Consider the following 21,383-nt stretch of genomic DNA (forward strand, 5'->3'; position numbering starts at 1 on the left):
ACCGCAAATTTTAGCTGTACATTAGGGTCGTTTTTGCGAGCCTTACTATTATACAATTTCGAAATTATTCAAGGTAAATACGAAACTTCGATAAAAAAACCTGCAAAAAAATGCAATTTTAAATGTATTTTTTTTGTTTAAATATTTTATTTCGAAATTAATTGACGAATGTGAGGTGGGCTTATAAGTTGATCTTTGGGGATTAATGGGAAGGGAATACTAACCGTGCCAAAATGGTTTGTTGGCTGTATTTTTTGTTTTAGCGCGGCGATGACTTCTTTTTCTGCTGCGAGCGGCAATGGCGATGTTATGAGACTTGGTCTTATTACACCACCACCACATCAATGGACAAAAACAGCGACAGCTATAGCCGCTGAACTCGAAAAGGATGGTTTTTCCAAAAAGCTTTCTGTGTTTCCTTCTGGCCAGCTTGGTAATGAGGCACAAATGCTTCAGTTATTACAAACTGGTGCTATGGATATTGGCTTCTTTACAACATCAGAGCTTGCTAACCGGCTACCACAGTTTGCAGCTTTCTACACTCCCTATCTTGCAAAGGATGCGGCCCATGCTGCACGCATATTAAGCGGCACTGTGGCCGTGGAAATTTTAGCGTCAACACGTAAAATCGGCCTTGTGGGATTGGGATACGGTATGGCGGGTATGCGCCAGATTGTGGCGCGAGGACAGGTAAGTGGCTATGGCGACCTAAAGGGCTTGAAAGTTAGGGTGGTGCCGGATGCACCTTTGACAGACTTTTGGTATCTTGCAGGGACAGCGCCAACCGCGATCCCGCTATCAGTTCTCTATGATGCTTTTGCAAATGGGCAGGTGGATGCCATGCATATAGATTTTGAAAACACGTTGCGGCTGAAGTTTTATCAGCATGCAAAAAGCGTTTTATATACAGATCATATGATGTTTCCGATGGTGGCGCTTGCTTCGGCGAAGTCATGGGCTCGCATGAGTGAGGATGATAAGAAATATTTGAATAACGTCTTTCAAAAGCATTTAGCTGTATTGCTAACCAGTTATGTGACAGCAGATCAGGGCTTTAAAGAAAAGCTGATCGAGGAAGGCGTTAATATCGTAAAGGTTGATAAAGACTTTTTTGGTGATGCTCCTGATAATTGGTATGATCGCTGGTCAAAACGATCGCCCTATGTACAAAAACTGAAAGAGGAAGCTGACAGTGTTCGGTGAGGGACAAAAGGTGGCCGGTAATGTGCCAAGGCTTCAGCTTATTAGTGCTTGCGTTGCCGTTGTGGAAAAGCGGTTGGCGGGTTTGATTGGCGTTGTTGTTTTTCTGCTGATTACAGCAAATATTATTTGTCGACTGTTGCGGTTACCAGTTTTCTGGATTGATGAATTGGCAATTTATGCCATGATATGGATGGCTTTTTTAGCTGCGTCGGCTGGCATTCAGGGGCGGGATCATATCGTTGTAACTCTTGTCGCGGACAGGCTCTCAGCGCAGGCACAAAAGTTTCTAAGTTATTTTGTTGATCTTGTGATGCTGGTGTTTGGTGGCATTCTTCTGGTTTTGGCGTGGGTGTGGTTTGCGCCGTATGATCTCATTATTGCGGGTGGAGATGTTACTGAATTCTCAGAAAATACCTTAAACTTTATCTATAGCGAGCCAACATCTGCGATTGGGCTGCCTAAATTTTTGTTCTGGCTTATTATGCCGATTTTTAGTTTCACGATTTGCCTCCACAGCTTGGCGCATTTGCTTTCAGTTAGGATAGTGAATCTGCCAGAAAAAAGCAAAGTCAGTGCTTTTCAAAAGGAGGGTGAATAATGTTGCCCATTGGTTTTTTCCTGACACTGTTATTACTCGGTGTGCCAATTGCTTTTGTGTTGGTTCTCTCGGCTGTTTTTTTAGTGCTCATTAGCGGCGATCATGTTCTTTTTCTGTCGTTTCATCAGCAGTTTTTTGGAGGTATGGAGCAATACGGACTGCTTGCTTTACCTCTCTTTATTGTTGTTGGTGAACTGATGGGGGTTGGCGGTATGGCGCGGCGACTGGTTGCACTTGCTGGTTTATTCGTTGGGAATCTGCGTGGTGGTCTTGCCTATGTGAACCTGCTTGCAAATGCCTTGATGGCTTCCATTCTGGGAAGTGCGGTCGCACAAATTTCTGTCATGAACAAGGTTATGACACCTGAAATGGAAAAGCAGGGGTATACAAGATTATATTCTGTAGCGCTTACCACGAGTGGCGGCCTTTTGGCCCCCATTTTACCGCCTTCAATGCTATTCGTTGTTTACGGTGTTCTGGCACAAATCTCTATTGGAGATATGTTTATTGCCGGGATTGTACCTGGGCTTATGCTGGTTGCTGGCTTTATTGCTGTTATATTTATTCTTGGATTTTTTTATGAATACCCTGATACAGAGCAAGCGGTAAGGGTTCACTGGCTAACTTGTCTGCGTGACGGTGTGCCAGCAGTTTTGGTGCCGGTTGTGATTGTTGCTAGTATTCTTGGGGGGATTGCAACGCCGACTGAAGCTGCTGCCCTTGCTGGTCTTACAGCTATTTTTGTGGGCTGTTTTATATACAAAGAGCTGACTGTAAAGGATATAGGACCTGTATTCGTGCGATCAGCAATGACGTCTGGTATGATACTTGTGCTTATTGGGGCTGCGCAAATATTTGGATTTGTTATTACTTTTGAGCAGATCCCGGGGCAAATTGTAAACTGGATTACATCTGTAGCATCGTCAGAATTACAGTTTCTGCTGCTATTAAACCTCTTGTTGCTGATGGTAGGTATGTTTATTGACGCCATTGCTGCATTGATTATTGTAGTACCGCTGTTACTGCCTGTCGCCGTGAATGTGTTTGGTTTAAGCCCGTTTCATTTTGGTGTTATTGTATGCTTGAACCTTGCATTAGGGCTTGTGACACCACCTATAGGCGCGGGGTTATTTGTTGCAGCCTCGGTTTCGGGTGAAAAGGCGGGTGCAATTGCAAAGGCAATTTTGCCGTTTGTTGCTGTCACTGTTTTAGTGCTTTTGTTGCTGTGCCTATTTCCAGCCCTTGTGATTATATAGTCAGTGCCTTTTGATATGAGGTATGCTCCAAATCGGCCACATATATTCATGAAGACAATCTAATAAAATCGAAAATAATATGTTTTTAGGGCAACAATTGATATTATTTAGCATTATTCTATAAAAATTTCGAAAATCTATATTGACCTAAGCTAAATGCTTATTATAGAGTTTGATTGTGGAGATGTATCCACATTGGGAACTTGTTAGCTGTGGGGCATACGGCGTAACAGTCAGTAACTAAAATGGTATGTGGTTTAAAGCGATACTAATTTTTCTTTGAAGATTGTTTCAAGGTAATTAGTAGAACATGAAACAACATTCTATAGAAATATCGAAATTTAAAACTGACAGGTTCTGAAATTAGTCGCGGGTTAGTTAAGTGTTTTGTATTTGGAAGGCTTGTAAAAATACTAAGCAATCAAATGTTTGTTGTTTTTAAAGCATTTTAAAACCTTAACTGGCTCTGTAACCAAATGAAAGTATGGGAGGAATGGATGAATAGAACACAATCTATTCTAGGGTTCAGTCAGAAAAAGCTTATTAATAAAGCACTGAGTGGCGTTGCACTGGGGGCAATGATGTCCACAGTATCTGCTGTTTATGCACAAGAAAGCGATTCAGATGAATCGTTTCAGTTTGAAGAAATTGTTGTTACCGGTTCTAATATTCGCGGCGCTTCTGTTGTTGGCGGCGCGGTTCTGACAATTGGCAAAGAAGAGCTAGAGAAAAGTGGCCGCGCTACTGTGGCGGATTATCTTCGTGAATTGCCATCAAACCTTGCCGGCGGTGTTGGTATGTCTGATGAAGGCATGAGCGGGCAGGACACTGGTGCAGAGGGGGCTAACCTCTCTGGTGGTCAGGGGGTTAACCTTCGCGGGCTTGGCGCTTTGTCTACACTTGTACTTGTAAATGGGCGTAGGCTGGCCGCGTCTGGTCAGTTTGGCGATTTTGTTGATGTCAGTAGCATACCGTCTGCAGCGATTGAGCGTGTAGAAGTTCTACAGGACGGTGCTTCAGCAATTTATGGTTCTGATGCAGTTGGTGGTGTTGTAAACTTTATCCTTAAACGCCAACTTGATGCACCTGTTTCTACGGCGCGTATTGGCACGGCAACAGAAGGTGGCGGCACCGAGTTGATGCTCAGCCACATTCACGGCTTGAACTGGGATACCGGGCATGCTGTTATTGGCGCAGAATATTACACGCGCGGTAATGTGGCGGCTACTGACCGTGATCGTTATGCAAGTGGAAGTGACTTTAGTGCGGTTGGTGGTGTTAACTGGCCAGATTATACACTTCATATTGGCGAAGCTGCTAATATTTTCCAAGGCGGTGTGGGTAGTATTGCATCACCTGTTGGTGCAACGGTTCCTCAGGGTACAAATGCAAGTCTTACAAATGCTGACTTAATACCTGCAACAGGTGGTATTGGTAATACATATAATGTGTATGACCGACGTGATCTTTTGCCGGATGTTGAACGCAAAAGCATTTTTGCTTCTTTTGATCAAGATTTGGCAGAAGGCGTTACTCTGTTTGGTGACCTGCGGTATTCCGAGCGTGAATCTAAATACGAACTTGGATATTCAACTCTTGTTACACACCAGTTAACATCATCTAGCCCTTTCTATATCAACGATATAGATCCAAGCTTGGCAGCCGCGAACGGTAATATTGCTTTTGGTAAGGTTATTACAGATCGTCCTGAAACACGTGATTCATCTTCAAAGCACCTTAGTGGTCAAATTGGTTTGAAAGTTGATCTTTTCTCTGATTGGCAAGCTGAAGCAATTTATTCATATGCAAAAGAAGACCAGTTCCGTCATACTGAGCAGATGAAAAATGCCAGTGGTTCAGCTGACTGGATGGCTTGTGCTCTTGGAAGTACGTCGACTGTTTGTGATGGCTACGACATTACACCTTATAATCCTTTCTCAACAGATGCTTTAACAGACGCGCAGCTTGAAGAATATTACGGCACTGAGGATCTGGAGTTTGATTCAAAAGTAAGTCAGGTATCTCTTAAAGCTGATGGTTCATTATTCTCCTTGCCTGCTGGTGATGTAAAGCTTGCTGTTGGTGTTGATTACCGTGTTGAAACAATGGGCGGGTATCTAGTTTTTGATACGCTTTCTGTTGCTGGTAGTGAAGGCCCTTATGATGAGACACAGCGGAAGGCTTATTCAGCATTTGCAGAAGCATTTATTCCTGTAACGGAGATGCTTGATGTATCCATTGCTGGTCGCTATGAGGAGTTTTCTGGAACAGGTGACTATAATACTTTCGATCCTAAAGTAGGTGTGGATTTCCGCCCTGTTGAAGGTTTGAAGTTGACTGGTTCATGGGGTACATCTTTCCATGCTCCGCCAATGCGGTTTGAGAACGATTCACCTCAGCCACTTCCAGGTGGTAACGCAGCCTTCCTGCTGCCAGCATCGCGCTTTGGCCCCTGTGACAGCGATCTCTTGACATTTAACGGTGTTGTTGGAACGCCGGGTACTGCGGGTGAGCAATGTTCTTTCTCTGTGATCATTAACTCTGGTGGTGCTGGGCCGGGTGTTCTTCAGCCTGAAAGCGCTGAAACATGGACTGTTGGGTTTGATTTTGAGCCAGTAGCTGTTCCGGGTCTGAAGTTCAGTGCAAGCTACTTTAATATCAAAGTTGACGACCGTATTCAGCGGATACAGTCTAGCCAGCTTAATGATATTCTGGCTGAGTACTTTGCAACAGGCGGAGGCGGACCATTTGCTTCTGCATTGAATGTAAATCCAAGTGTTGCTACTGCTCAGGCAATTATTGACAACCCGAAGTTTCTTGGAACTTTTGGTCCACCAGTTGCAAATACCGCAGCTGATGTTGCTATGATTGTGAATGCAACCCAGATTAATATTGCTTCTCTTAAAGAGCAGGGCTTTGATTTTGCTATCACTTACGACTTTATGGTAGATGATATCGATGTTGGTTTGTTTGCCTATGGTACATACTTAACCAAGTATGCACTTCAAGCTGCACCTGGCCTCGCTTTTGAAGACCGGCTTGGCAAATATGACCCTGCAAATGGCTCACCTGTTAAGCTTCGTAGTAAACAGGGTGTGTCTCTTGCAAAAGGCCCGTTTGATGGCCGTGTAACTGTTAACTATACAGACAGCTATGAATGTGATCTTTGTTATGTTCCTGACGCAACTGGTGCGCCTGTCATAACATCTACACCTCTTAAAATTGATAGCTGGGTAACTGTTGATCTTGATATGTCATGGGATCTGTCTGACTTTGGCGGTATGGCCGATGGCACACGCCTTAATTTCCAGGTTACCAACCTATTTAACAGTGAAGCGCCCTTCCTTGATGGTGGTACAGGGGCAGATGATGCCTTACCAACAGCATATGATGCTGCGAACCACACCATCATTGGTCGTACAGTTGCTCTGACATTTACCAAAACTTGGTAACTATTTCTGAGTAAGTATCTCTAACCCTGCTGCATGCGTGCGGCAGGGTTTTTTAATTTCTTTGTTTATGCTAGTGACAGCGCACACAGTGCGTATCTGTGTATTTTAGACATGTTAATTTCAAAAATGCCTTTCAGTTTGAAAATTATATCCTGTGAGAAAAAAATTGTTATATAAAAAACTTACCCCTTTTTTACTGACCTTACCCTTTGGGGGCGCGGTGTTTGCGACGACGCTGCCTGCTGATGAAATTCATGTAACAGCTACGCCCGTATCACTTGGCGGTGTGTCTGCCGCATACGGCATTCAAACCCTCACAGATGAAGACCTGAACGAGAGTCCAGAGCTTCGCTTGGATGAAAAACTAGCAACGCTACCGGCTTTTAGTCTGTTTCGGCGGTCAGGGAGTCAGATATCGCACCCTACATCGCAGGGCGTAACACTGCGATCCATTGGCCCAAATGGGGCGGGTAGAACCCTTGTTCTGCTTGATGGTGTACCGCAAGGTGACCCCTTTGGAGGCTGGGTAAACTGGGCGCGGTTACCACTGATAGATATTGAAACCATTGATATTGTTAAAGGTGGTGGTACAGGCCCTTGGGGTAATGGGGCACTGGCGGGCGTTATTCTTATGAATACGCGGACCCCCGAAGAACCAGAAACAAGGTTTGAGGGTTCATATGGGTCTTTTAATACGGTTGATGTGACGGGCAGTACCTTTGTTGGGCAAAACGGCAATGGTATTAGCCTGTCTGCAAATTATTATAATTCTGACGGGGCCTATATTGTTGATAAAGCCCAGCGCGGCGCAGCTGACACACGTGCGAGTGGTGAAGGCGGCTGGATGCGCTTAAAGGCCACGACTGCACTTGGTGACCGTTATAGAGTTAGCTTTACAGGCGGGTTTTCAGACGAAGATAACCTCAATGGCACAGCTTACACAGGTAATGGCACACGTGTATGGGAAGGTGCTGTAGGGCTCGAGCGTATAGCAGAAGCTGGGGAATGGGCTGCTGAGGCAAATATATATGTACGGGACCAGTCATTTTACAGCCGGTTTTCAGGAGTCTCAGATGATAGGCAAACTGAAACACCTGCTCTTGACCAGTATGATGTGCCCGCAACCGCCAAAGGAGCAAACCTGGCGCTGAGAAAACAGCTGACAGAAAGTTTTCTTTTTGAAATGGGGGGTGATATTCGCCGTACAAAAGGGGCGACGAATGAACAGTATTTTTATTCAGGTGGCGAGTTTATTCGCGACCGCAGCGCGGGCGGCGTTCAAACGCTCGGTGGCATCTTTACAGAAGCAGCGATTACTGTAACACCTAAGCTTGATGTTTCTGTTGGGCTTCGTCTTGATTACTGGAAAAACAGTGGTGGGTATCGCCGTGAAGCAGACCTGACCATTAATGATCTAATCCTTGATGAAACATATGTAGGGGACAGTGATGTTTTGCCTGGTGGTAGGGCTGCCTTTAATTGGCACATGACAGATAGTATCAGCAGTTTTGGATCTGTTTATAGTGGCGTTCGCGCGCCCAGCTTGAACGAATTATACCGGCCCTTTAGGGTGGGCAGTGATATCACAGAAGCTAATGCCTCCCTTGATATTGAGAAACTGTACGGCGCTGAATTGGGCATGCAATACCAGAGTAAAGACGGGTTGCAGGCTAAAGTTACCTATTTTCGTAACTGGCTGAACGACGGCGTCGGTAATATAACTCTGGCTTCAACTGGGGGCTTTTATGCACCGCTGGGCATTTTTGTGCCAGCAGGAGGTTCCCTATCTCAGCGCCGAAATGTTGACCGGGTTATTGTGGATGGTATTGAAGTTGATATATCCATTCCTGTAACTGAAGCCGTGACCCTTGATACTGCTTATTTTTGGAATAATGCCCGTATTAGCAAAAATGCTGATGATCAGGGCCTTGTTGGTAATCGCCTTGCGCAAACTGCACAGCACTCTGGGTATTTGGCAATCCGCTGGACACCAGCAGACGCATGGCTTGTACGTGTATCAGCGGATATTGCATCTAAGCAATATGATGACGATCAGAATAGCCGTGTATTGCCGGGTTATGTAACCGCAGATGTTTTTATCTCATATGCTTTGAGCACCGACATGCGTGTGTATGTGGCGGGGCAGAATATCTTTGATAAAAAAGTGCTAACAGGTTTGCGCTCAAATGGACTGCAGTCCATTGCAGAGCCTGCCAATTTTAGGGTTGGCATCAAAAGCGTTTTTTAAGTGGGACTTATTGCCATTTAGCTAGGTCAGAAACAGTGTTTATATTCGCAAACACTGTTTTTGCACTTTCTGGTAATGGTAAGCTAATCGCATTATGTGCCTGTAGTAGAGCGCGTATAGTCAATGGTCGGTCAGTTGTGGTTTCACTTGAAGCAATCGCTAAAAGCGGTAGTGGATTTTGGTTGTAATAAGCCCACTGCCTTTGTTCTATAAGCTGGTTGATAATGGCTGTGTCAAGGTTAGGCATGTCGACAGGCACAATCAGATGCCTGCTGTTTTCTGGCTGTATGCGTAAATAGTGCCAAAGCCCGATAGCAGGGCCAGTATGGGGTTCTGTGTCGGGTATACCACCGGGTTCTGATGGTCGCCCCAGAACATTGATGTGGTTTATACCTGCGTGTTTTAGAATATCACGCATATGGTCGAGCATGCGCACACCCCGGATTTGCACTTCGGCTTTATCAACACCCATTCTGCTAGAGGCGCCACCCGCCAGAATAACGCCAGTGACAAGGGGTAGGCTCATGCCCCGCCTTTAAAGGCAAGAACAACAGGTAGCCTTGCTGCGCGCCACGCTGGGAAAAAGCCGCCAATGAGACCAATGAGCACAGCAAGAATAGCACCGTTTACAAATAGCTCAGGTGATAGCTCAAAGGTGAATACAACCTGTGTGAAGCTTGCCCCCATTGTGGATGTGGACAGGCCGTCCATAAACAGGAAAGAGACTGTAGCCCCAATGAAGCCACCAATAATAGATAATATAAGCGATTCTGCGAGGGTCCCAAAAAATGCGGAAATATTGCTAAAACCGAGCGCCCTTAGGGTTGCGATTTCCTGTGTTCGGGCGGCAACCGATGTATACATAGTGTTCAAGGCACCGGCTAGGGCACCAAGTGCCATGATAATGCTAAGGCCCCAGCCAAAATAGACAATATAGTTTAGGGCATCACCTTGTTCGCGGAAGTAGTCTGCCTCGGTTTGCACATCAAGAATAAGGCGCGGGTCGTTTTTGATCATTTCTTCAATGCCGCTAATGTTTCCCAGCTCTGCAAGCCTTAGGCGAATTGTCTGAAAACTGTTTTGGCGTTGAAACTGGCTTTGCAGGACAAGAGTGTCTGCCCAAAGTTCGCTTTCAAAGGCAGAACCACCAGTTGAAAATATACCAACAACTTCCCATTCTGTTTTACCAAAGCGTATCTTTTTGTTTAGTTCAAAACCTGTAAATTCACGCTGAACACTTTCCCCCACAATAATTTCATTTTTACCAGGTTCAAAAACTCGGCCTTCTATAATTTCCACATGATCACGCAGTTCAAAACCTTTTCGTGAAATACCACGCATAGGCAGGTTGGCATCAGTGCCGGAAGAGCGTTTGGTACCGTCTACAATCACATATAACTCAGGAGAAAACTCAGGTGTGCCATCGGCGTTTTTGGCTATGCCGGGTGCTGTTGAAACAATATTCACTGTTTCGCCAGAAAGGACGCTGTTGAGTTCTGACTTTGATCCGCTACGGGTAATAATTGCAACTGATTCAGACCCTGTTCCTTCAAGTGTGTCTTTGAAACCATTGGTCATTGACAGGAAAGATAATAAAACGGCGACAACAACAGCAATGGCAATGATAGCTGCCAGAGACATCCAAAGCCTGCGAGGCAAGCTCAGAATATTCATCATAACAACGATCCAAATCTGTGAAATTTGTCTGGTCATGGTGCGCTCCCTAGCTTTTCATGGCGGTAATAATATTGAGCCTCAGGGCATTAAAGGCTGGAATAATCCCGGTAACAAAACCCAGAAATGCCATGATGCCCAGTGCCTTTGCGGCAAGTAGGGGCGTGATAATCAGGTCTGGCAGGGGCATAGGGAGCTGATTAACAACAAAATGTAGCAGCATGTAGGCAACACCAAGCCCTAAAAGCCCACCAAGGAATGACAGCATCAAGGATTCTGCTAGCACCATTTTAAAAATACGTGGTGATTCAAACCCCAGTGTTTTCATAACACCAATTTCGCGTGTGCGCTCTCTAATAGCCAGCACCATGGAGTTGCCGACGATAACTAGAATGATAAAAAAGGCCGCAAATATAACTGACGATAAAATCAGGCTAATATCTCCGATCTGCTCGACAAAGCCTGCATTAAAAACTTTTTCAGGGACTGTTTCTGTTTCGTAAGGAGAGTTTACAAACATATCATCGATTGTCTTGATAACATATTCGTTTACCGCCGGATCAATAGTCTTAATACCTATAAATCCAAGGTAATCAGCGTCGAATGACTTTGTTTCATTGTAATAGTCATAGTGCATATAAACCGAATTGGTATCAACTTGCGGTGAGGTGCCTTTATAAATACCTTCAATGACAAAATCCCATGTACTGCTGCCATCGTCTTTTGAGAAAATGTTTGAGTTTAGAGGAATAGTGTCGCCGACCTTCCAGCCTTGTGCTTTTGCCTGCATTTCCCCAACCAGCAAGCCTCTGCGGTTCATTTTCCAATTTTTGGCCTGATCGTCTGGTATAACAAGATCAGAATATACATCCAGAAGGGTATCTTCGCTGACAGCAAATGTCATAACCTGATTTTGTGGGTCTTGGTAATAGCCACCGAACCAGTTTAGGTGAGCAGCTTCAGCCACGCCTTTCACTGCACGGATCTTATTATAATAGGAGACGGGTAGAGGCTGCGTAAAATTAATTTTGTTTACTGTTATCAGTCGGTCATCTGCCGCCAATTCAACACCAGCATCAAATGCCCCCATAAATGACCCAAGAACAGCATGGATCATAAAGGCAATGAAAATGGCAAAGGTTGTAAGGAACAGCCGCAACGGCTTTCTCACCAAATTTTTAAAGATCAGGTAAAAATCGTTCATACCAGCATTTCCTTCTCAACAAACTGGCCTTTATCAAGATGAACGGTACGTTTCGCGTATTTAGCCGCTTCGGGGTCATGCGTTACCATTACAATCGTTTTACCAAATTCACGGTTTAAAAGCTGTAACATGCTGAGAATTTCATCGGCTGTAGCGCGGTCAAGGTCACCTGTTGGCTCATCGCATAGCAGGAGTTTAGGGTCAGAGACAATCGCGCGGGCGATCGCTACTCGCTGTTGCTGTCCGCCAGACATTTCATCAATCATGTGATTTGCACGGTCAGATAGACCAACAAGCTCAAGGGCTGCCGCTACACTTTTCTGGCGTTGGCTTTTACCAAGATTGGTTAATAAAAGCGGCAGTTCTACATTTCGTGCAGCATTTAGCATAGGCATGAGATTATAGAACTGGAAGATAAAGCCAATGTTACCGGCACGCCACCGAGCAAGCTGCCCTTCATTCAATGTGTCAACACGACTGCCATCAAACCAAACTTCCCCGCCTGTTGGCTGATCAACACCGCCAAGCATGTTAAGGAGGGTGGTTTTGCCAGAGCCGGAAGGCCCCATGATAGCTAGAAAATCACCTTCTTTTATCGCCATATCGAGATTATCAAATACGGTGATTTTTTCCTTACCCTTTACAAAACTTTTTTCAACATTCTTAAGGTTATAGAGGATGTCGTCTGTCATGGTTTTGCCTTGCTGATAATGATGGTTTTCAGGTTATTCTTTGTAAAATGCCACTTTTATGCCCATGTCAGGCAGAATGCGGGTGTCTTTTGCTTCAATTGCTATACGCACTTTTACCGTCGCTTTGGCCCGGTCTGCTGTTGGAATGACGGCAATAACGCTAGCAGGTATTTTCCATTCTGGGTAAGCATCCAAACTTGCTTGCACGCGCTGCCCTGCAAATACACGGCCAATGAAGGCTTCGTTTACATCAACCTCTATTTCGAGCGAGTCCATATCAACAATGGTGCAAATACCTGTACGGGTAAAGCCACCACCTGCTGATGTTGGGGCGACAATTTCACCGGGCTGAGCATTTTTAACAGTTACAACGCCTGCAAAGGGGGCTTTGATTGTATGATCATCAAGTCGCTCTTGCTGCCTTTGCACCTCGATGCGTGCAACAGCAACGTCGGCTTCTGCACTTTTCAAATTAGCTTTTAGCATGTCAACGTCAGCGTTTGCCTTTGTGACTGAGGCTTCGCTTGAAAAGTCAGCCGTTTTTAGGGCGGATACACGTTTCAGAACACGCTCTGCTTCGGCGAGGTTGGCTTTTATGCTGCCAATGCGCGAAACCGAGGCCTTTACCTGCGCTTCTGCATAATTAAGGTTTGATGTTGCAATAGCGCTGTCTAGCTGGGCAAGTATTTGGCCTTCAGTTACAGTCATGCCTTCTTCAACAAAAACATCCGTAATCAGGCCCATAACTTCGGCAGAAACTGTTGCCATCCGGCGCGCTGTTACATAGCCGGAAGCATTCAAAATTTCAGTATTGGCAGGCGTGTTTTGAGTGTGCTCTGACTTGGCTTCAAGTATTGTTTGAAGGGCCGTCTTTTCGCGGACGATTGCTTCAGCGCGGTCTGCGATCTCTGCGTCTGATGGCGCAAAAAAATACAGCGCCGCTATGCCACCGGCAAAAGCAGAGATTATTATAAAGGTAATCAGCAAAGGTAAGGAGAGCCCCTTTTTTCCTGGGGCCTGATTGCGGTCAATCTTCAACTGATTGAGCAAATTACTTTTGTCGCTCATATATTCCTCACTTCGCTCATGGTCAGCATTCCTAATGGTTTGCCTAGTTTTTTATTGAAAACCACAGCATTTTTGAAGCTAAAGATCAACAATTAATCAGCAATTATATGGTTAATCTTTTGTATATGTTTTATATTTATGAATGTTTTTCGCTTTCCAAAGTATATCTTTTTACCTACGCTCCTTCAGGGGAATGAAATCTTTGATAAAATTTACTTTTTCCTAACGATACGTAGGCAAAGATGTGTGAATGAGGGTGGTTCTATCGTCGGTTCAAATGATTTTATAGTAGGGCTTTAGTTTTAATCAGCTTATGAAAAAAGTACCTGATAGATTTCTGGGTTACGCTTACTGTGTAGGTGATGTTCTGATGGAACTGGGGCCTGATTTTGTTATTCAAAATGCTGACGGGGCCGTGAAAAGTACATTTGGGGATGGGTTTTTAAAACCGGCGGGCACTAACTTTCTTGATTTGTTAACAGAACGTGGGCGCGGTGTTGTTGAAAGCGCCGCTAAAACCCTGACTGGTGCAAATCGTTTGGGGCCTTTTACTGTTTCTGTTGGCCTGCCTGGCAGTGTTAAAGAGCAATTCGCCATTTTTATGGCCAAACTGCCCACCACGGTGGATCATTATTACATTGTCATGTCAAAGCCGTACCGGGTAGGCCTGAAAAGTGATAGCGATATTACTACGCCCGCCAATAAACAGGAAAAAAAGCAGGATTTTTATGAGCGTCTGGAAGGTTTGTTTGAGGCAAACCCGGAAGCAGAAGAAAATATGCAGGTTACCGTATTGGAAACGGGCAGTGGAGAAGCGCTGAATCTAAGCCAGCAACGTGATCTTGAAGAATATTTAAAGTCATATTCTATCGGTGGCAACCATGCAGCCATGCTTGGTGATGACAAGTTTGCATTTGTGCACGAGAAAACCTCCAAAGACGGCAAATTTATTGATTATGCAAACGAGATCAAGAACGCGACAGGCATTGCTATTAAGGCTGCTACTATTGATGCAGCTGATGCAAACCTGAGTGAACGAGATAGCATTCGTGCAATGGTTTTCAGCTTGCAACAGTTTGCTGATGATAAAGAAGGCTTTGACGTTAGCCAGATTCAGGAAAACTGCACAACGCTTATTGGTGAAACTACTGAGCGTGTTAAGGCTTTTAGAAAAGTGCTTGCAGACGGTGCCTTTTCACTGGTGTATCAGCCAATTGTTGATCTGAAGAAAAAAACGACCCATCATTTTGAAGCATTGGCGCGGTTTGAACTGCCGGATGTTATTAAAAGTCAGTGGGAAATGATCCGTTTTGCCGAAGATGTTGGTTTGATCAGTGATTTTGATAAGGCTGTGTTGAACCGTACAATTCAAAAACTGCGAGAATTGATGCGCAAAGGGGTGGCACCAGGTATTGCTGTGAATGTTTCTGGTCGGTCTTTATCGGATTCTGAGTTTATTCTTGATCTTGTATCTACGCTAAAGGGTAATAAAGATCTGAAAAAATACCTTGCGATCGAAATAACTGAATCGTCTAAAATTCATGATCTGGATATGCTCTCAGATGCGCTTAACGAAATTCGGGCAGAAGGTTTCAGGGTGTATCTTGATGATTTTGGTGCGGGTGCAGCAGGCTTTCAGTATTTGAAAAAGCTGAAAGTGGATGCGCTTAAAATTGACGGCGATTATGTTCGTAATGCCCTGGAAAGCCGTGAAGACAGAGCTTTTCTGAGGTCTATGGTAACTCTTTGTAAGGATTTAGGTATTGTTACTGTAGGTGAATGGGTTGAAACCAAACAGCATGCTGAACTTTTGACCGCAATTGGTGTTGATTACGGTCAAGGTTATTTCTTTGGCAAACCAAGTAATGCCTTTATTTCTGATAAAGAAGAAACATAACAACTATTACCGGGTAATCATTGTCTGTGCGCCTTTAATAAAGGCGGCTTGTTTTTTTTCATCAGTATCGTCAAGGCGCCTTTCATAAGGTATTTTTGTTCCTTTAACAGCGGCTGGGCGCTGGTAGATTGCATTAACCCATCGCTGTAAGTGGTCAAGGCCTTCAATGCTGATGCCTGACCATTTATGGGTTTTAACCCAGCACCAGTTAGCAATATCTGCTATCGAATAGTCATCAGCCAGATATTCGTGGTTTGCAAGGTGGCCATTTAAAACTTCAAACAAGCGTCTGCCTTCGTTTTGGTAGCGCGATATGGCGGTTGGGATTTTTTCCTCCATATAGCGGGAAAAAACATTTGCCTGCCCCATCATAGGCCCTACGCCGCCCATTTGGAACATGAGCCACTCAATCACTTCCATGCGGCCTTTTGTGTCAGAAGGCATAAGCTTACCTGTTTTCTCGGCCAGATAAATCAGGATGGCACCTGATTCAAAGATGGTTAGATTATCGGCCTCTGTATCAACAATTACCGGGATACGGCCATTCGGGTTCATCTTTAAGAACTCGGGCTTTTTTTGCTCCTGCTCAGACAGGTTTATTGCTATGGCTTCGTAAGGTAAACCAAGTTCTTCCAGTGCAACACTTGCTTTCCAACCATTGGGGGTGGGGGCGGTATAAAGTTTAATCATTAGAGATCCTCCTCTTTATCAAGAGACACTTTTTTCAGTTCTGAAAGCACAAGCGCGGCTTCAATATGGAATTTGGTGAAACTTTCCTGTTTGCCAACACGCTTCATAAAGGCTGCAAGGTTAGGCCAACGTGTGGCAGAGGGCACATACCCGGCAAAGGAAAGGTTGGCGTACTGTACGGCAACTGCAATATCCGCCACGCTGAACATATCACCTGTTAGCCATTTTTTACCAGTAAGGGATTTTTCAATATAGTCATGTATAGCGGGTAATTTCTCTCTAATCGTTGCTAAAGCTGTGTCAACATCTGGTTCTTTTCCCGCGCGCTGCGGAAACACAATTGGCCTGAATACGCCCAAACCAATTTTTGATGCCATTTCACTGTCAGCATACTCTTCAAACCAAACTGCTTTACCGTAGTCTGCGGCATCAGTAGGAAACATAGGTAATTCAGGATATTTACGCTCAATATATTGAACTATCGCGCTAGAATCTGCGAGGTAAAAGTCATCGGCAATATCACTGTCTTTCAAAACAGGTATACGCCGTGCCGGACTTATCAGGGTAAAGTCTTCACTTGCACCGAAGGGACTTAAGACTTCTGTTTGAAATGGAACCCCCTTGGCCGCCAGTAACGTACATACTTTTCGGTAAAAGGGGGAAGCGATTAGGCCGTATACTGTAAGTGACATTTGCCGGTCCTTTCATTGGCATACTTCGCTATAATGCATATAACAGGAGCTATGTCATTTTATGGAATGTCAAATATTAGTGAGCTATGCGGCCACTGAGAGAATAATTTACGCCGCTATAATAGCGAGCGATGTATCGACAAGAAATTCTGTAATTTGCTCTAGGGACATGGCCTTTTTCTTAGGCGTCATACACCAGCGTTTCAGAGTAAGAATTGTTATATCGAAGGCTGCATTCTGTTTGAGCAGCCGTTCCTCTTCGCTCAAATGGCACAGCAACTTGTCATAGTGTTCATAGCAGCGCTCCATGCCAGTGATATCAAAGTCGCGGATTATCTTTCTCAGTTCCCAGCTTGGGCGGGTTGCTGCTTGGGCAAGAAAGCTTAAATAGTTTTTACCGGCGGCATCGTTTTTAATAAGATCACGCAGCGGATATACGAGAGCTTGATATATCTGTCTTAGCGAGGGTTCATCAGGCATGCTTTCGAGCATTGTAAGCCTAACTTTATCAATCTGTCTGGTGCGTTCATTAATGGTTGCACCAATCAGCCCGTCTTTTGACCCAAAATGATACTGGAGAGCAGATTGGTTTTTTTGCCCTGCTTCATCCAGAATTGCGCGCGTAGTGACGTTGGCTAAGCCTTTTTTGGCAATTAGCCTTTCTGCTGCCTCAATTAAGGCTATTTTAGTAAGATCAGCTCTTCTTGGTTTCCCAGCCGAACGCCGCGCTACTGGCGAACGCCGTTTCGCTTTAGGCTCGGTAGCTGAGCTTTTTTTTAATGGTGCCATATTCCCCTCCCTGACCACGGGTAAGTTAATGGGCTGTATTAAAAATGCAATAACTTCTTTATCAAAATTTTAATTTGAAGCTTTAAATATATGTAAGCATCGCTAGGTGCCTTAAAGGGCCCATTTGGTGCCATAAACGCAACTTGTAATATTAAGCTTCTATCCCCATCTTGGTGCCATATCAATTGGATTGCAGGAGAGCAGTATGCGTAAGCTTCATAAACATTATATCAATGGCACTTGGGTCGGCGTGCCTGGCGCCGCTTTTAAGGATGTCATTAACCCTGCAAACGAAAAAAAATCTGGCGAAATGGTGCTTGGAACAGTCGCAGAAGTAGACATGGCTGTTGCAGCGGCGCGCAAGGCCTTTGAAACATTCGCGTTCACAACTAAAGAAGAACGTCTAGATATTTTAGCTGCCATTATTGAAGAATATAAAAAACGTATTGGCGATATTGCTGATGCAATCACAGAAGAAATGGGCGCGCCGGTTCAGTTGGCGCGCGGTGCACATGCACCTGTCGGTGTTGGCCATATGTCAACAGCGCTTGAAGTTCTGAAAAACTTTTCTTTTTACCAAGACCGCGGCCTTACGCGTGTCTTGAAAGAGCCGATTGGTGTGGTAGGGATGATCACACCGTGGAACTGGCCCATAAACCAAATCACCTGTAAGGTAGCACCTGCCATAGCAACAGGCTGCACTATGGTTTTGAAACCCAGTGAAGTTGCGCCCTATAGCTGTCAGGTGTTCACAGAGATTATGCATGCGGCTGGCGTGCCTGCTGGTGTGTACAATGTTGTGTACGGGGAGGGTATTCCTGTTGGGGAAGCACTCGCAAAACACCCTGATGTTGATATGATGTCTGTTACAGGTTCTACCCGAATGGGTGCAGCCGTTCAGGCTAATGCCGCTCCCACTATCAAGCGTGTTACGCAGGAACTGGGCGGTAAATCGGCCAATATATTGCTGGACGATGCTGATTTTGAAAAAGCCGTTACTCGTGAAACGCTGGCTGCTATGCGCAACACGGGTCAGACATGTACCCTTCTTAGCCGTATGTTGGTGCCTGCAAACAGAATGGACGATGCTATTGCCATTGCTAAAAAGGCTGTAGCAAAAGTTGTGACCGGTAACCCGCTTGATGAGGCAACTACTATGGGCCCCATTGCGAATGAGCGCCAGTACCAGACTGTGCAACGCCTGCTGCAAGTGGGTGTCGATGAGGGTGCGACCCTTGTGGCTGGTGGCCCCGGCAAGCCAGAGGGTATTAAAGAAGGGTATTTTGTAAAGCCAACGGTTTTTGGTAATGTAACGCCTGATATGACAATTGCGCGCGAAGAAATCTTTGGGCCAGCACTCTCCATTATTGGCTATGAAACCGAAGAGGAAGCCATTCGCATTGCTAATGATAGCCCTTATGGGCTTTCTGGGGCCGTGCAATCGGCAGACCCAGAGCGTGCCCGCCGTGTTGCTGCACGTCTGCGTACCGGGATGGTTTATATTAACGGAGCGGCTGGCGATATCTCGTCGCCGTTTGGTGGCTATAAGCAATCTGGTAATGGCCGGGAATGGGGCGAACATGCATTTCATGACTTCCTCGAGGTGAAGTCGGTTCTAGGCTACAATGCTGCCGAATAAAATCTAATTATGTGTCTAAAGCACTTTTGGGTGCTTTAGACACCGGTTGCTCTCAAGCGTTCGTTAAAGTGTTTGCGGCACAGGGCTATATAACGGTCATTGCCACCAATCTCAATTGATGCCCCTTCCTGAACAGCCTTGCCTTTTTCATCAATGCGCAAATTCATGGTTGCTTTGCTGCCGCAAGTGCAGATTGTTTTTAATTCATGCAATTCGTCTGCAAGAGCAAGCAGCCACATGCTGCCTTCAAAAAGGTTGGCTTTAAAGTCTGTTCTAAGGCCGTAACATAGAACGGGGATACCCAAAAAGTCAGCGACAGCCCCTAATTGTTCGACATGGTCTTTGGTTAGAAACTGTGCCTCATCAACCAAAATGCAGTGTAAAGGTCGCGATTTCAGTTCGCTAGATATCTTGACAAAAAGGTCAACATCCGTGTCAAATAAATGCGCTTCAGCTTCCAGACCAATGCGGGATGCGATCATGGCTGTGCCAAACCTGTTGTCGATGGACGCGGTGAATAGCATGGTGTTCATGCCGCGCTCCCGGTAGTTGAAGCTTGACTGTAGAAGCGTTGTGGTTTTGCCAGCATTCATTGCGGAATAATAAAAATATAGTTTTGCCATGGCTGAAACCCTGTAAGATATTTTATGAGGACACTTTTATTTTGGTCCAGAGTAGGCACTTGCTTTTATCTCGGCAAGTATTTGGGGAGGAAAAAATGCGTTTGTCTGTTGTGGGCTTTTTAATGTGTCTGTCCGTGTTGGGTGTAAGCACTGTAAATGCGCAGGATTCAGCTATTGCGGCGCGTATGACGGGCGAAGCGTTGCAGTGGTCCGCAGAAAACGGAAGGCTGAGGCAAGCCATGCAGTCCTTTCCAAAAGGCGGAGATTTGCACAGCCATTTGCGAGGAGCTGTTTATGCCGAATCGTGGCTTGAATGGGCGGCAGAAGACGGCCTGTGTGCAGATATGAAAAATCTGGCTCTTATGTTTATGCAAAAAGATACATGTGAAGAAAGTGGATGGATAACGGCACGTGAGGCCCGCGCTGATGAAACCATGCGCCGGGAGTTAATAAATTCTATGAGCACGCGCAGTTATGTTCCCACACTTAACTGGTCTGGACATAACGATTTTTTCTCAACATTTGAAAAAATAAATGCGCGCCCGTCACGACTGGGTGACGAACTGGCTGAAGTGGCGGAGCGTGCAGGCCACCAAAACGTCCTCTACCTTGAGCTGATGGAAACCCTTGTTTTACCAGAACTTATTCCACTTGTTAGGGATGTAAAGCTAACAGGCGATGTCGAGGCTGATTACAAAACCCTTATGGATAGCAGGTTCGGGATGCAGGTTTCCCGGCTTGTGAAATCGGTTCAAGCACAACTAACAGAAGCTAATGTGCGTAAAAATAAACTTTTGGGCTGCGATATGAACAGTGGTGCAATAGGCTGTGATGTTGAAATCCGGTTTTTACATCAGGTGATACGTGAGTTTGATCCTAAAATGGTCTATGCACAAATTATTCTTGGCTGGGCCGTGATGGATAGCGTTCCGGGAGTTGTTGGGCTTAATCTGGTTGCGCCAGAGGATGGGTATATAGCACTTCGTGACTATAGCCTTCATATGCGCATGATTGATTATTTATACCGTAATCACGGTGAACATAATATTTCGCTTCATGCGGGTGAGCTTGCCCTCGGCCTCGTTCGACCCAAAGAGCTTAGGTTCCATATTCGGGAGGCGATTGAAATAGGGCACGCAAAACGTATTGGCCACGGCGTAGACATTGCCTATGAAGATAAGAGCGAAGAGCTTGTACGTAAAATGGCTGCGGATAAGATTATGGTGGAAATTAACCTCACGAGTAACGATACAATTTTGGGTGTTAAAGGAGCAGATCATCCTATTGTTCTATACCGCGACCTTGATGTGCCCTATGCCCTGAGCACAGACGATGAAGGTGTATCAAGGATTGACTTAACGCACGAATACATGCGGTTTTATACCGACTATAAAGTACCGTACTTTGAAATGAAACATGCTTCGCGCAACTCACTGACCTATAGCTTTTTACCCGGCGGCAGCTTGTGGGAAAGCCAAGAGTGTGTGGCAGATATTAGCCAGAAAGGCAACGCTTCTGAGGCATGCAAACTATTTCTCGATAGCAGTAAAAAGGCGCAACTACAGTGGCGGCTAGAGGAAAACTTCCAGCGCTATGAAGCGACACTGCGCATTAAAGAACGCAAAACAACATCATTTAAATAATCAGAATAAAGGGCG

General features: G+C 45.2%; 17 protein-coding genes. 8 read left to right on the plus strand and 9 right to left on the minus strand.

The features are described from left to right. Nucleotides 1-225: 225 nt before the first annotated feature. From ICL80_RS07705 to ICL80_RS07725, 5 genes are all read left to right on the plus strand, one after another. Nucleotides 226-1,203: a TRAP transporter substrate-binding protein gene (locus ICL80_RS07705; protein WP_194215510.1), complete on the plus strand. Its 978-nt coding sequence runs from the start codon at nucleotides 226-228 to the stop codon at nucleotides 1,201-1,203. After that, nucleotides 1,193-1,801, plus strand: coding sequence for a TRAP transporter small permease (locus ICL80_RS07710; protein WP_194215511.1), 609 nt, complete (start codon nucleotides 1,193-1,195; stop codon nucleotides 1,799-1,801). Before ICL80_RS07705 ends, ICL80_RS07710 begins: the two co-directional genes overlap by 11 nt. Then, complete coding sequence (locus ICL80_RS07715) at nucleotides 1,801-3,057, plus strand: TRAP transporter large permease (protein ID WP_194215512.1); 1,257 nt, start codon at nucleotides 1,801-1,803, stop codon at nucleotides 3,055-3,057. Before ICL80_RS07710 ends, ICL80_RS07715 begins: the two co-directional genes overlap by 1 nt. Before the next feature lie 497 nt (nucleotides 3,058-3,554). Next, a complete protein-coding gene (locus ICL80_RS07720; RefSeq protein ID WP_194215513.1) occupies nucleotides 3,555-6,509 on the plus strand; it encodes a TonB-dependent receptor plug domain-containing protein in 2,955 nt (984 codons plus the stop codon). Between the two features lie 220 nt (nucleotides 6,510-6,729). Then, nucleotides 6,730-8,757, plus strand: a complete 2,028-nt coding sequence (locus ICL80_RS07725) for a TonB-dependent receptor (RefSeq protein WP_194215514.1) — start codon at nucleotides 6,730-6,732, stop codon at nucleotides 8,755-8,757. A 7-nt stretch (nucleotides 8,758-8,764) separates the two neighbouring features. Here ICL80_RS07725 and mobA read toward each other — a convergent pair whose 3' ends face one another. The 5 genes from mobA to ICL80_RS07750 are packed head-to-tail and all read right to left on the minus strand — an operon-like array spanning nucleotide 8,765 to nucleotide 13,395. Then, nucleotides 8,765-9,283, minus strand: coding sequence for a molybdenum cofactor guanylyltransferase (gene mobA / locus ICL80_RS07730; protein WP_194215515.1), 519 nt, complete (start codon nucleotides 9,281-9,283; stop codon nucleotides 8,765-8,767). Further along, on the minus strand, nucleotides 9,280-10,470 hold the full coding sequence (locus ICL80_RS07735; RefSeq protein WP_194215516.1) for an ABC transporter permease: 1,191 nt from the start codon (nucleotides 10,468-10,470) through the stop codon (nucleotides 9,280-9,282). Before ICL80_RS07735 ends, mobA begins: the two co-directional genes overlap by 4 nt. Before the next feature lie 10 nt (nucleotides 10,471-10,480). Continuing rightward, a complete protein-coding gene (locus tag ICL80_RS07740; protein WP_194215517.1) occupies nucleotides 10,481-11,635 on the minus strand; it encodes an ABC transporter permease in 1,155 nt (384 codons plus the stop codon). Next, nucleotides 11,632-12,327, minus strand: a complete 696-nt coding sequence (locus ICL80_RS07745) for an ABC transporter ATP-binding protein (protein ID WP_194215518.1) — start codon at nucleotides 12,325-12,327, stop codon at nucleotides 11,632-11,634. Before ICL80_RS07745 ends, ICL80_RS07740 begins: the two co-directional genes overlap by 4 nt. Nucleotides 12,328-12,360: 33 nt before the next feature. Beyond that, nucleotides 12,361-13,395 (minus strand): efflux RND transporter periplasmic adaptor subunit, encoded by a 1,035-nt coding sequence (locus ICL80_RS07750; protein WP_194215519.1) that lies wholly within the window; start codon nucleotides 13,393-13,395, stop codon nucleotides 12,361-12,363. A 313-nt stretch (nucleotides 13,396-13,708) separates the two neighbouring features. Between ICL80_RS07750 and ICL80_RS07755 the strand changes: the two genes are divergently transcribed. Beyond that, nucleotides 13,709-15,292, plus strand: coding sequence for an EAL domain-containing protein (locus ICL80_RS07755; protein WP_194215520.1), 1,584 nt, complete (start codon nucleotides 13,709-13,711; stop codon nucleotides 15,290-15,292). A gap of 6 nt (nucleotides 15,293-15,298) precedes the next feature. Here the strand turns inward: ICL80_RS07755 and ICL80_RS07760 are convergent, their stop codons facing one another. The 3 genes from ICL80_RS07760 to ICL80_RS07770 all read right to left on the minus strand — a co-directional run bounded on the left by ICL80_RS07760 (nucleotide 15,299) and on the right by ICL80_RS07770 (nucleotide 17,463). After that, on the minus strand, nucleotides 15,299-15,982 hold the full coding sequence (locus tag ICL80_RS07760; RefSeq protein WP_194215521.1) for a glutathione S-transferase family protein: 684 nt from the start codon (nucleotides 15,980-15,982) through the stop codon (nucleotides 15,299-15,301). Then, on the minus strand, nucleotides 15,982-16,674 hold the full coding sequence (locus ICL80_RS07765) for a glutathione S-transferase family protein (protein ID WP_194215522.1): 693 nt from the start codon (nucleotides 16,672-16,674) through the stop codon (nucleotides 15,982-15,984). Before ICL80_RS07765 ends, ICL80_RS07760 begins: the two co-directional genes overlap by 1 nt. A 108-nt stretch (nucleotides 16,675-16,782) precedes the next feature. Next, nucleotides 16,783-17,463, minus strand: coding sequence for a TetR/AcrR family transcriptional regulator (locus tag ICL80_RS07770; protein WP_194215523.1), 681 nt, complete (start codon nucleotides 17,461-17,463; stop codon nucleotides 16,783-16,785). A gap of 205 nt (nucleotides 17,464-17,668) precedes the next feature. On the opposite strand from ICL80_RS07770, the gene ICL80_RS07775 reads away from it, so the two are divergent. Then, entirely contained in the window at nucleotides 17,669-19,102 is a 1,434-nt protein-coding gene (locus ICL80_RS07775) for an aldehyde dehydrogenase family protein (RefSeq protein ID WP_194215524.1), read from the plus strand. A 35-nt stretch (nucleotides 19,103-19,137) separates the two neighbouring features. Here ICL80_RS07775 and ICL80_RS07780 read toward each other — a convergent pair whose 3' ends face one another. Beyond that, entirely contained in the window at nucleotides 19,138-19,725 is a 588-nt protein-coding gene (locus tag ICL80_RS07780; protein WP_194215525.1) for a thymidine kinase, read from the minus strand. 95 nt (nucleotides 19,726-19,820) lie between these two features. On the opposite strand from ICL80_RS07780, the gene ICL80_RS07785 reads away from it, so the two are divergent. Beyond that, nucleotides 19,821-21,368: an adenosine deaminase family protein gene (locus ICL80_RS07785; RefSeq protein WP_194215526.1), complete on the plus strand. Its 1,548-nt coding sequence runs from the start codon at nucleotides 19,821-19,823 to the stop codon at nucleotides 21,366-21,368. Nucleotides 21,369-21,383: the final 15 nt, after the last annotated feature.

This window comes from Kordiimonas pumila, from assembly GCF_015240255.1.
Lineage (GTDB): Bacteria > Pseudomonadota > Alphaproteobacteria > Sphingomonadales > Kordiimonadaceae > Kordiimonas > Kordiimonas pumila.